Raw genomic sequence first — 14,005 nt, 5'->3', positions numbered from 1 at the left:
CTCGGTCGCCGGGCAGATCACCGCCGCCCTCGGCCACCCCACCAACGGCAGCGGCGCGGCCACCGGCCTGTGGGCAGGCATCGAAAGCGCGATCAGCACCGCAGCCGCCACGCTCCAGACCGAAATCAACAGCACCAATGCCAATCTTGCGCTGGTCATCGACGATTCCAGCACCAATGGTGGCACGCCCACGCTCAATTCCATCGCAGGCCTGATGGCCGCGATCAATGTGCTGAACGGTTCGGGCGCGGGCTCGGTTTCCACCCAGATCAGCACCGCCATCGGCCATCCCACCAACGGCAGCGGCGCTGCCACCGGCCTGTGGTCGGGCATCGAAAGCGCGATCAACACCGAGACCGCCTCGCTCAACGCCCAGATCGCGGCGCTGCAGGGCACCAATTACAACAACGCCACCTATCAGGACATCGCCTCGATCAGCGCGGCGATCACCGGCCTTCAGGCGCTGGTGGGCAACACCTCCGTTTCCAGCCAGATCGCCAACGCCATCAATGGCGTGACGAGCAGCTTCAACACGCTGATTTCGGCGCTGCACGGCGCAGGCGTGGTGGTGAGCGTGGCCGATACCGAGGCGCTGCTCGTCTCCGATCCGGCCCAGTTGCTCACCAATTACCGGCTGGTCGACACTTACGCCAACCTGCTGGCCGCGACGCAGAATCCGGCGGACGCGCATGTCTTTGCCTATGCCAAGTCCATCGGCTTCACCGCCGCCGCCCCGCTGACCGTGGCGCAGGTGACCGGGCTGGAAAGCGCGATTGCCGCGATTGCCAATGCCGCCCCGATCAATGCCGCGCTCAACAGCTACAGCCTGAACGATACAGTCGCGCACCTGGCGCTGGCCAATCCGGCGATCCTGTCGGGCGCCACCAACATCACCGCCACCCTGTCCGGGGCCAGCCTCGATCAGGTGGCCACCGTGCTGGCCGCCGCCAATGCGGGCGTCACGTTGCTCGATGCCGTTTCGGGCACGCCTGCCCAGATTCTGGGCCTGCCGCTGGGCGCGCATGATACGATCACCGCGATCACCGTCACGGGTCTGGCCAGCGCTCAGCAGGCCGCCGATCTGGCCAATCTGGCCACCGCAGGCAAGGCGGGCAGCGTCCAGTTGGGCGCGGTCAGCGACACGGCCGCCAATATCGAGGCGGTGATCGCCCATCAGGGCGGCGCGGCCTTCCTTTCCACCGCCACCCGCATTGATGTGTCGGGCACGCTGACCGTGGCCGAGGCCGAACAGCTTCAGGCCGTCAACGCCAATGTCCATATCACCGGCATTACCGACAGCGCCGCCTCGATCACCAGCGCGCTGAGCGCAAGCCAGCTCAGCCTGACCTATGTGGGCGCGCTCTCCACCACCGACACCGCCACCATTGCCCAGGCCAGCGCCCTTCAGGCCGCCCTGCCCGGCCATGTCTCGATCCTTGGCATCACCGACACCTCGGCCGACATTGGCGCTGCCGTGCTGGCCGGCACGCTCAGCCTGACGGGCGTGGGCAGCGTGGCGATCGCCGACGGCTCCATCGCCGATTACGCCAGCGCCGCGCAGGCCGCCGCCCTTGGCCGCTCGACGCTTTCGCTGGCCTATGACATTGCCGACACCTCCGCCCATTACGCCTCGACCATCGCCACCTATGGCCAGAGCTTCCTTGGCAAAGCGGGCAATATCGTGCTGACGGGCACCGCCTCGCTGGCGGTGGCGCGCTCCTTGCTGGGCGCCCATAACGGCGGCACGGTCACCATCGAGACGATCAACGCCACCGCTTCGCAGGTCGGTTCGCTCAACTTTGACGCGCATGATCTGGTCACGAACCTGAATGTCGCGGGCCTGACCTTCGGCAATCAGACCGTCGATCTGACCAATGTGCCCTTCTCGACCAACCTGACCTATAATGGCGCGGGTCTGGGCAGCAGCTACAGCCTGATGCTCTATATGCCTGCGCCCGATGGGGTGAGTGTCGACGGCAATGGCGTCGATCAGGGCGGCAGGGTCACGATCAACGCCGGTTCGGGCAACAACACCTTTGTCTTTACCGACGATCTGAACGACGGTAGCTATCTGCCCACCGCCTATGGCGCGGGTTCGTCGATCAATTACGCCACCTATGGCAACAACCAGCACGGCACCGAAACGCTGGTCATCATCGGCTCGGTCGATATTTCAAACATCGCGCTGGGCGGCGATCTCAACAGCTATGACCTCGAAGCCTTCGCCGGTTCGCCCTCCTCGGTCACGCTCTCGGCCACCCAGCTCAACAAGCTGCACAATTTCAACGGCGCCAGCGGCGGCACGATCATCAACATCACCAATGCCCCCGATCCGGCCAGCGGCACCGTGGTGGTCACCAGCAGCAGCAACAACACGCTGACGCAGAACATCAATTTCACCAATGTCACCGGCGTCAACATCGGCATCAACGACAATCTGCAGATCGACTTCCTGCGCCTGCTGGGCCTTTCGCATGTCTCCACGGCATCGGGCGGCAACGGGTCGCAGGCGGGTCTGGTCACGCCGATCTTCAACACCACGGGCGGCCAGACCTATCTGACCACCGACGGCACGCAGAACGGCACGCCGATCTCCTCCAGCTTCCTGACCAATGCCTCGTACAATATCGACATGAGCGCGGCGGCGGGCCTGAGCCTGGGCAGCGACGGCGCGGGCCATTATTACCTGCAGGACAGCCAGGGCAACCATCTCAACCTGCCCCAGACGCTCAACGGCAACACGCTTGGCCTCTCGCCCGACGAGATCTCCGGGCCGGGTGCGCCGCTGGTGATGGGCGCCACCAATGGCGGCGTGCTGCAACTGACCGGTCTGGTCAACTCGCAGGGCGATGCGGTGGACGTCACCCATGTCACCGCCCCGATCAGCCTGTCCATCGGCCAGAACGCTGATCTGACCGGCGCCAGCAACCCTTCGCAGATCACCGCCGATCTGGCCCATATCGCCGCCATTCCGGGCAGCAGCATCACCGTCAACAATGTCGGCGGCGGCAACCCGCCCGTCACGCTGACGATGACCGCCGATCAAGCCAGCCATATCGCCATTTCCGGCACCGGCGAGATCAAGGTCGTCGGCACCGCCACCGGCAATGAGGACTATTCGTCCCTGACCGCCACCACGGTCGATCTGTCGGGCATCAACCCCAACGGGCATACGATCACCCTGCCCGCCTCGATCCCGGCGGGCCATACGCTGATCCTCAATCAGGCCGAGGTGAACGGGGCCACCATCACCGGCACCGGCTCGCTCAACATTCTGGTCAACAGCGCGGCCACGATGGACCTGAGCCATATCGACACCAGCCACCTGTCGGTCTCGCTGGTGGTGCCCACCGGCACGAGCGCCACGGTGCCTTCGGGCTCGAACCTCGCCAATTTCCCGATTGTGGTGCAAAGCGGGGCCACGCTGACCATCGACGGCGATGTCGCCTCGGGCAAGACCATCTCGGGCGCGGGCACGGTCAACATCACCGGCACCGGCACGCTGAACGGCGGCGATGATTTCAGCCATATCACCGCCCACACCGTCGATCTTTCGGCCTATTCCGGCACAATCGCCCATCTGCCCACGCTGTCGCCCACCGGCGTTGCTGCGCTGGTGCTCAACACCGCCGAGGCCGATTTCGCCTCCTCGGCCGCGGGCAACAACCTGACTGTGCCCAGCGGCACCAGCCTGACCGTGGTGGTCAATGGGCCGTCGAGCGCGCCAGGCGCCACGCTCGACATGTCGGGCATCCACACCACCGGCACTGGCACGCTGGCCGTGCATGTGACGGGCAACACCTTGCTGAGCAGCGCCAACCTCAATGGCGCGCCCGTCTCGGTCGACGCCATCGCCACGCTGACCATGCCGGTCAATGCCGCCAGCGGCCTGACCATCACGGGTGCGGGCACGGTGGATCTGGTCGGCGGCGGCGCGGTCACGGCCGACCTGTCGAACCTGACCGTCGCCAATGTGAACTGGGAGGTGACGCAGGACGCCACCTTTACCGGCACGCTGGGCAATGCGGTCGTCACCATCGACCATGACGTGACGCTGAGCGGCAGCGCAGCGCGCTTTGCGGGCGCCAGCGTTCTGGCGGGCGCGGTCAACGGCGGTCTGGGCCAGAGCCGGGGCGTGCTGAGCATCACCGGCGGTTTCACCAACCAGGATTTCAGCGCCGTGGGCGCCAGCCTCGACCTGTCGCACGCCACGTCGGGCACGGTCACCAACCTGACGCTGCCCACATGGGTGGCGGGGCAAGCGCTGATCATGTCCTATGCACAGGTCAACGGGGTGACGCTGGATGTGGGCGCGGGCGATGCGCGCATTGTCGACATCGCCTCAAACGCGGCCTCGGACCTGTCCACCATCACCTCGACCAGCGGCCATGTGACCGCGATCATCGACGCCAACGCGACCTTCACCGGCACGTTCAGCAGCGCGGCCAATGCCTCGGTGCATTTCATCACCGGCACGAATGGCGCGACCTATACGCTCAGCCTCGACGCGCATCTGCTCGATGGACGCAGCGTGGACGGCAATGGCACCGTGGACGTCACCAGCGTTTCGGCCAGCACCGATCTCTCCAACGTGCTGCCCGCGACCATCGACTTCACCCATGACGGCGCGCTCGCCGTCGCCAGCGGGCAATTGACCGAAGGCAGCGCCACCGTCACCCTGCCCACGATGAGTGCAGGCCTCACGCTGGCCCTGACCGCCGCGCAGGCCGATACGCTCAGCGTTCTTGGCAGCGCGGGCACGGTCGATGTTCAGGGCGATGTCGCAGCCAATACCAACCTGACCGCGATTGCCGCAGGGATTGCCATCAGCTTTGCCGATGCCTCCGACCCGCAATCGGGCGCGCAGATCACCATTGCCGACAGCCGCAGCCTGACCATGGCCAGCGACCAGTTGACCGGCCAGACAATCCTGGCCGACACCGGTCATAATGCCTCGGGCGTGCTGATCGTGCTGGGTCGCGGCGGCGCGGCCAGCGCGCTGACCTCGGCGGCCAATCTGGGCGCGGTGGCGGCCACCATCGACCTGACCGGCATCACCAACCTACATGTGGCGGGCGGCGTTCTGGAGGATGCCACCACGGCCTCCTATGCCCTCACCCTGCCCACGCTGGTTTCGAGCCAGACCCTGCTGGTCAATGCCGACCAACTGGGCGGCGGCGCGCTGGCGCTTTCGGGCAGCGGCACGGCCGATGTTCGCGGCGATGTGGCCAGTGTCTCGCTCGACCTTTCGGGTCTGGCCGATACGCTGCACCTGTCGCTGCAGGACAATATCGACAATGCCATCGCCATTGACACCGGCCTGACCCTGACGGTCAAGGCGCTCCATGCCTCGGGCCAGACGATCACCGGCAGCGGCCATCTGGTCGTGGTGGACGATGCCGCCCATTCCTCCTCGCTGGTGGCCGATCTCACCTATGTTTCGGCGACCACGATTGACCTGACCCAGTTTACCGGCCTGCATGTGGGCGGCGGGGCCGCGCTCGACCATTTGGTCGATGCGACCGGCACGCTGGCGCTGGCCCTGCCGGTGCTGGCCAATGGCCAGACGCTGGTGCTGACCACAGCCCAGCTTGACGGCGATATGCCCCTTCAGGTGCTGGGCAGCGGCACGGTCGAAGTGACCGGCACGCTGGATGATCAATCGATCAACCTGACCGGGATTGCCGCGAGCAACACGATCCTGTTCGACGGCGGCACGCTGACCATGGACCATGGCGCGCATCTGACCGCCACGGCCGGACAGCTCGACGGACAGACCGTCGCCACGCTGGATGCGGCCAGCACGATCACGCTGGCCGATGCCGCCGCCGCGCCGGTGCTGACGGCCGCCGATGTTTCGGCCGCACTGGGCAGCAATGCCAATGCCGCGATCCTGGGCAATCTGGTCGATACGGCGGCCAATCTGGCCACGCTGGATTGGGCGAACAACGGCTTCCTCTACAGCGTGCATGGCACGGTGACGGCAACCACCGCCGCCACGCTGGCCGATGTGGGCGTGCTGTATAACATCAACTTCTTCCGCTCGGGCATGGCCACTTTCTCGGTGGCCGACACGCTGGCCCACTTTGCCGCCGCGCCGCAATGGCTGGTGGATCAGGCGGTCGAGCGCGCCTCGGTCAATGGCGGGACGATCACGATCACCGATCCGGTCTCGCTGGCCGATGCCGCCGCGCTGGTGACGGCCAATCTGACCTATCAGGCCAATAACCAGCAGCAGGTCGACGGCCAGAACTGGAACGGCATCACCTTCACCATTTCCGACAGCGCTTCGGCTCTGGCGGCGCTGGGCAATGGTGCGGCGACGGATCTGCAGGCGGCGCTGGCCTTTGGCGGCGGCTCGATCACCGTCACCGGCACCGCCAATGCGGCGCAGGCATCCGCCTTTGCGGCGACCTATGGCGCGCTGGTCCATTACAATGTGGCCGATACGGCGGCCGCCATCGTGGCGCGCCATACGACGGACGGCAACTGGACCTTCCTGACCGATGCGACCGGCGTCGAAGTGACCGGCAGCACCAGCGCGGCCAATGCCGCCACGCTGGAGGCCGGAGGGCTGCACGGCCTGACCATCGACCTGGTGGGCGACAGCGCGGCCAACATCGCCTCGGCCATCACCGCCAATGCCCGTTTCCTCGACAGTGTCGGCGGGGTCACGCTGACCTCGGGCGTGGCGGTGTCGGCGCTGGGTTCGGCGGCATCGCAGAGCGTGGATTTCGTCTCCGACACGGTCGCCCATCTGATGTCCTTGGGGGCGGGCTCCTATACAAAGCTGACCGCCAATGCGGTGATCTCGGCCACGGGCACGGCCACTGCCGCGCAGGCCCAGACCATTCTGCAGAACTTCTACAACGGCCTTAACGGCGGCGGCTCCTTCCCCAATGCCACCACCGAAAAGACCCATCTGCTGCTCAGCATTGCCGATACGGCGGCGCATGTAACGGCGCTGGGCGTGGCCGATCTGGCGCGCCTGTCGGGCGGGGTGCATATCACCAATGCGGCCAATGCCACGCAAGGTGTCGAACTGGCATGGCTGGGCGCCAATTCGGGCGCGCATATCTATTACTCGGTGGCCGACACCGCCGCCAATCTGACCGCGCAGATCACCGGCGCCATCGCGGCCCGCGTGACCGGCACGATCACCGCCACCACCGCCGCCACCGCCGAACAGGCCTATACGCTCTATGGTCTGGCCACGGCCAATGGCGTCTCGGCGCCGGTGCTCTTCACGCTGAGCGACAGCGCAGCCAATGTTGCCGCCGCGATTACCGCCCATGGCGCGACCTTCCTGGGCGGGGCCGCCGCGATCATCGTGACCGATACAGTCACCGTGGCGCAGGCCAGCGCAATCCTTGCCGCCGCAGGTCCGAACGCCAGCGTCAGCTTTGCCTCGCTCAGCGACACGGCCGCCCATGTGAACGCGGCCAATGCGGGCCTGCTCGATCATGTGACGGGGACCGTGACCAAGGTGCTGACCTCGGGCAGCACCGATCTGAGCGGAGTAAGCGCCAATATCGATCTGCGCGGCATGAGCGCGCAGGGCGTGGCGCTGGATGCGAACACGTCGCGCAACACTATCGTGCTGAACCAGTTGGTGAGCAGCGCGGGCAACACCGTCACGCGCGAAGCCTACAGCGTGCTGCTGCCCACTCTGGCCGCCACGCAGACGCTTTATGTCGATGCCGGGCAACTGGCGGGCGTTCTGGCCGCCGCAGTGGCGGGCAGCGGGCATCTGGTGGTGGCGGGCGATATTGCGGCCAACACCGACCTGACCGGGGTTGGCGCGGCGATTGACGTGTCCTTCAAGGACAATGGCGAAAGCGGCGCCTTTGGCACCGTGGCGCTGGGCATGGGCGCGCATCTGACCGCGCATGACGCCCAGATTTCGGCTCATGCCATCACGGGTGCTGGCACGCTGATCGTGCTGGGCGGGGGCAATGGCGGGCATCTGTCCGGCGCGCTCGACCTCTCCTCGGTCAGCTCCGGCATCGACCTGACGCAGGCCCTGCTCTCGGTGGAAACCACCGCCGGGGCGCATCATGGGCAATTGGTGGACAATGGCCATTACATCACCCTGCCGGTCCTGACCGGCCAGACGGTGAGCCTGACCGTGGCCGAGCTGACTGGCCAACTGGCCATCACCGGCACCGGCACGCTCGATCTGCAAGGCGATATTTCCAGCTCGCTGGATCTCACCTATCTGCCCGCCACCATCGCCCTGTCCTTCTTGGACAGCGCGGATGCGGGCGGTCTGGCCACGGTCAATGTCTCGGGCACGGCGCAGGCCCAGACGGTCCTGACGCTGAGCGCCGAGCAGGCCAGCGATCAGTATATCACCGGCAATGTCTATGCCACGATCGAGCTGCCCTATGCGGCATCGGCCACCACCAACCTGTCGGACCAGACCGATCTGGCGCATGTGTTCTCCACCGCCTTTGCCACCAATGCGGCATGGGCAGGGGCGCTCCAGAGCGCAAACGCGGGGCTTTCCGGCAAGATCGCGGCGACCGACAATGGCGTCGTGCTGACGGGCGGCAACAGTGACGGCGCCTTCGAGAACTTCCAGTTCACGGCCACCGCCACCGGCACCTATACGTTCACCGCCAATTTCCAGAACAATTACCACGGCGCCTACAGCTATACCGACGCCTATGGCACCCACACCTATAACCCCGACAGCGACCGCTATTATGTGACCACCAACGTCAATGGCGGCAACAATCAGGTCGTGGGCTGGAACAGCGCTTCGGGTTCGACGACCTATACGGTGACGATGGTGGAGGGCGAGACGCTCTCGATCTATCTCTACACGCCTTCGGGCCGCACGGCGGGCCCGGATGGCGCGCTGACCACGCCCAGCACGCTGACGCTGTCGGATGGCGGCTTCTCGACCGTGGGCGGCACGGCGGCGCAGTTGAACGTTACCGTGGGTCAGGACACCGACCTGTCGGGCGCGGCCGATCCGCTGGCCTATGTGCCGGTCGATCTCTTCACGCTGGCCAACAATGCGGTGCTGACCATGACCGGGCTGGAGGCCAGCGGCCATACCGTCTCGGGCAGCGGCGCGGTGGTGATCTCGGGCAATATCGTCTCGGGCTGGGTCGATCTGACCCATGTGATGACACCCATGAGTTTCACCAATTCGGTCGATGATTCCAATCAGTTGGGCATCAATGGCGACAACTGGCTGCGCCTGACCGCCACGCAGGCCAATGGCCTGTTCACCAGCGGCGGCACAGTCAATATCGGCGGCGACGTGGCCGATGGCGCCAACGCGCTGGTCGACCTCACGCATATCCAGTCGACCCTGTCCTTTGAGGACACGGCGCTGACCTCGCGCGATGTGACGGCCTATACCGCGCTCAACACGCCCACCACCATCGCCCGCAACGAGCTCAACACCCTGTCCTACACCAATGGCTGGAATTACGGCCAGCTCTATCTAGGCAGCGGCAACGAGCTGGTGCTGCGCGCCGATCAGGCCAACTGGCATTCGGTTTCGGGCTCGGGCACGACCTATGTCGTGGGCAATGTCGATGGCAGCGACCTCTCGCTGCTGGGCATCACCTCGGCGCTCAGCTTCTGGGACGGCATTGTCGCCAATCCCTATGGCGGCGATGATACCGAGGACGCCCGCTCGACCGGCAAGGGTTCGATCACCCTGTCGGATCAGTCGACCATGGAGGTGATCGGCAACCAGCTCGACGGCAATTACATTCTGGGCGATGGCTCGAATGTGGTGCGCGTCTATGGCGCGCTGGGCGATGCCAGCCATGCCATCGACCTGTCGCATATCACCACCAGCATTGATCTGGCCTATGCCTATGACCACAATGTCGCGCTGGTCACCGGGCTGAACGGTCAGGGCAATCCGGTCACCAACAACGGCTCGATCACGGTGGGCTTCAACGCGCTGACCGGCGGGCAAAAAACCACGATCGCCAATTCGATTTCGGGCACGTATAACACGCTCTCGGCCTATCTGCCGCAGACGTGGAATGCCGATCAGACCGTCACGATCTATTCGCGCGACGCCACCGATCTTTCGCTCGACACGCGCAATTACAGCAATGGTTCGCTGGTGCTGGACGAAGGCGGGAATGCGGTAGGCGCCAAGGTGCTGATCGCCCATGTCGAGGATCTGCTCAGCAACGGGCTGGTCAATGGCGATTTCTCGCAGATCAACGCCTCGTTGGTCACGCTCAATTTCGGCAGCCGTCAGGGCACCGTCCTGAACTATGCGGGCAGCTTCGGTTCGGCCACGGTGCTGATCGACGATGGCGTCAATGTGGTCATGGACGGCGCTGTGGCCAGCGGCGTCTATTTCGACACGCAATATAACGGCTATCGCTGGAACGGCAGCGGCTATGGCGTGGTGGGCATCAACACGCTGACCGCCAATGCCGATCTGACCAACACGGTCAATGATCCGGCCAGCTTCAATCTGACGCTGCCCAATATCTATGGCCATGTCGACATTGACATTTCGTATGGCGCGGCGGGTTCGTCCTATCTGCCCAATGGCGCGGCCGCGATCACCTGGAACGCAGGGCTGGGCCAGTTCACCAACGGCACTTATGCGATCACGCTGCCCGGCTTTGACGGGTCGAACGGGCTGATCGTCAATGCCAGCCAACTCAGCGGCGGCACCGGCTTCACGCTGAACGGCAGCGGCTTTGTCGGGGTGGAAGGCAATATTGCGGCCAATCTCGACCTGACCGCGCTCAATACCGATTTTGCGGTCTATTTCGGCTCGAACGCCACCAATATCCGCAACCTGGCGCATGGTCAGTCCTATCCCTCCAACTGGGACAACTGGTCGGCCTACAGCGGCACGGCGGTCAGCACCGGCGTTACGCTCACGCTGCGCCCGGATCAGGTCTACAACAATATCAACGTCTCGGGCGCGGGCACTCTGGCGCTGGCGGCGGGGACCGATGCCTATGTCAATGAATTCGGCAATGTCGATCTGATCTCGGTCACGGCCAATATCGACCTGACGTCGCTGGGCAGCGACAGCAGCACCGGCGGCATCGCGCAGGACGGCACACGCGGCGGCACAGTGATCAACTATCGCGAAGGCAATAGCTGGATCAACTATACGGCGGGCTATACGCTGGGCAACGGCGGCTATGAACTGCTGCTGCCCACGCTGGGCGCGACCCAGAGCCTGACGGTCAATGCCGACCAATTGGCGGGCAACAACGGGTTCAACCTGTCGGGCACGGTCAATGGCGCGAACCGCTCGCTCCTTGACATTCAGGGCACGGTGAACACCCATGTCGTGCTGACCAATGTGGCCAAGAGCGTTGCCGTCAGCTTCCGGGACGGCAGCGAAACCGGCCTTGGCCAGACCACGGTCAATGCCTCGGGCCAGCTTGTCGGGCGCATCGACCAGCTCGACCACCAGACCATCAATGGCGCGGGCACGGTCTATGCCGGGATCACCGGCACTGTGCCGCAGATCAGCACGGCCGACACCAGCGCCCTGCAACAGATGGCCACCGCCCACACGGCCGACCTGAGCGGCATCACCGCCAATCTGGACCTGACGGCCCTGTCCACCACCAATGTGCTGGCGGGCCTGACGATCAACGGCAGCGGCAAGTTCGCCGACGGCACGGATGCTACCAAGCTGGTCGATCTGCCCGCGCTGATCGCCGGACAGACGCTGAGCGTGACGGCGCGCGAAATGACCGGGCAACTGGCGCTGACCAAGGCGGCGCAAAATGGCGGCGGCACGATCGACATTCAGGGCAACATGTCCGACACCATCGGCACGGTCGATCTGACCCATGTGCAGGATGGCATCGCGGTTTCCTTTGCCGATAATGCCAATGCCGATCTGTCGATTGCCGGGTCCAGCGCCCAGCTTGTCATCAAGGGCGGTCAGGCCAGCGGCCTGACCATCACCGGCGACGGCACCAGCGCGGCGGCCTATAATAACGCGGGCAGCGCGGGCAGCCGCTTTACCGGCGCGGCCGTGGTGCTGGCGGACAATGACAACGGCACGCTCTCGACCCTTTCGGGCGCCAATTCGGCCACGGTCGATCTGTCGGGCATTTCGGCCAATCTCGATCTGACGGGTCTTGCCGGTCTGGCCGTGGATGGCAATGGCGCGCTTTCGGATGGCCAAGGCAAGCTGGCGCTTGGCACATTGCGCTCGCAGCAGACCGTCAAGGTCAATGCCGCCCAGCTCGCCTCGCTCAGCGCCAATGGCACGGGCCGCGTGATCCTGAACGGCCAGAGCGGCAGCATCGTGGATGTGCGCGGCAATATCGCCTCGGGCCTCTCGGTCAATCTGACCGGGATCGTGGGGTCGACGGTCTCCTTCGTTGATACCGCCGATGTCACCGCCAATGCCATCTCGGTGGCGGGCACGCTGACCATGCTGGCCGAACAGTTCGACGCGGCGGGCGCGATGAAGATCAGCGGCACCGGCGCGCTCTGGCTGAACGCCACGCAGGCGGTCACCACCGTCAACTGGACCGACAGCGCCCAGACGCCCGGCTACTACATCGCCAACACCGGCCTCTCCTCGACGCTGGATGTTCAGGCCAGCACCACGCTGGTGGCGGGCGGGGCCGGGCTGATGCCCACCACGATGCAGATCAAGGTGGAAAACAGCCAGACGCTGACCTCGGGCTATGCCTATGTCTCGGGCCGCACGATCTATGACGCGGGCCATGTGTACAGCTATGACGCCCAAACCGGCACCTATGCCGTCACCGGCGGCAAGCTGGTGGTGACGGGCGCCTCGGGCGGCACGCTGGATCTGAGCCATGTCACCGTCGGCACGCTGGACCTGACGCAATACAGCGGCACCAGCTTCAGCGGGTTGTGGAGCGATCTGACCGATCACGCGCTGTTGATGAATGACAATCAGGCCGATGGCCATGCCTTTGCCGCCGGCGGCAATGGCGGCGCCTTGACCGTGATGGCCACCACGCCGACCGCCTATCATGACTTCAGCGGGATCGACGCCAGCGTCAACAGCCTGCTGACCGTCAATGGCGCGGCCAACATGGCCGATGCGATCAGCGGGGGCAATCACACGCTGCTCAACGTGTTCAGCCATGTCGGGCTGGATTACACCACCGGGCAGCTGACGGTCTCGGCCGATCAGGTCAGCGGCATGAGTTGGTCGCGCTTCACCGGCACGGGCGGCCTCTACATCCGCGACGATGCGGCCACCTATCACAGCGGGGCCGAAACGCTTTATGGCACCAACAACAATGACACATTCGCGGGCGGCGGTTATGGCGACACGATCGACCTGACCGGCAGCACCAGCGCCAAGGGCGGCACTGATACGATCGCCTTCTCGACGCTGGCGGGCAGCAATGGGCATACGGTCGATTTCTCGATTTCCGGCTTTACCACCGGGTCGGGCATGGGCCACGATATCCTGAACTTCTCGGCCCTGTCCTCGCACACCGCGCACAATGGCGCGGGCGATGTCTCGGCGATCAGTCTGGGCGCGGTGCCCTCCACGCTGGCTCAGGAAGTCGTTGTGGTGACCGACAGCTTCGGCGCGGATGCTTCGGGCGTGGCCTCGGTGTTCGGCGCGGGCAGCAACCTGCTCAACAAGGCGCTGGCCGCTGTTGGCAACACCGATGCGGTGTTCATCGTTGCCCTGTCCGATCCGAATGACAGCGGCAGCGGCGCGCCTGCGGTCAATTTCGGCGTCTGGCACTGGCAGGCGGCCAATGGCAGCAATGGCTATGTCCACGCCGCCGAATTGACTGAGATCGGCGTGCTGCACGGTCTGACCCAGACGCAGATCGCGGCGATGACCAGCGCCAACGTCATCGGCTGATCCAGATGCAACAGGGGCGGCGGCGCAGGGCGCGTCGCCGCCCTTGGTCCGTCCCAGGCATGACATCGGGGCGGAATATGGAACGAAAACCGTTGGACATGGCCCGACCCCGCCCTGCCCCCTGCGTCCCGTCAAGGCATATGAAATTGTGTTGAATCATTATCTTAA

The 14,005-nt window shown here is 65.0% G+C and carries 1 protein-coding gene; it reads left to right on the top strand.

The features are described 5' to 3' along the window. Positions 1-214: 214 nt before the first annotated feature. On the top strand, positions 215-13,837 hold the full coding sequence (locus tag FHW92_RS01415; RefSeq protein WP_210428328.1) for a hypothetical protein: 13,623 nt from the start codon (positions 215-217) through the stop codon (positions 13,835-13,837). Positions 13,838-14,005: the final 168 nt, after the last annotated feature.

Origin of the sequence: Novosphingobium sp. SG707 (assembly GCF_012275515.1) — a bacterium.
Taxonomy (GTDB): domain Bacteria; phylum Pseudomonadota; class Alphaproteobacteria; order Sphingomonadales; family Sphingomonadaceae; genus Novosphingobium.
The sequence above is the reverse complement of the archived record's forward strand: the minus strand, read 5'-3'. Positions and strand labels throughout refer to the sequence as shown.

Coding starts and splice junctions, on each gene's coding strand:
- FHW92_RS01415 (WP_210428328.1), top strand. CDS start 215: ATGGCCGCGATCAATGTGCTGAACGGTTCGGGCGCGGGCTCGGTTTCC.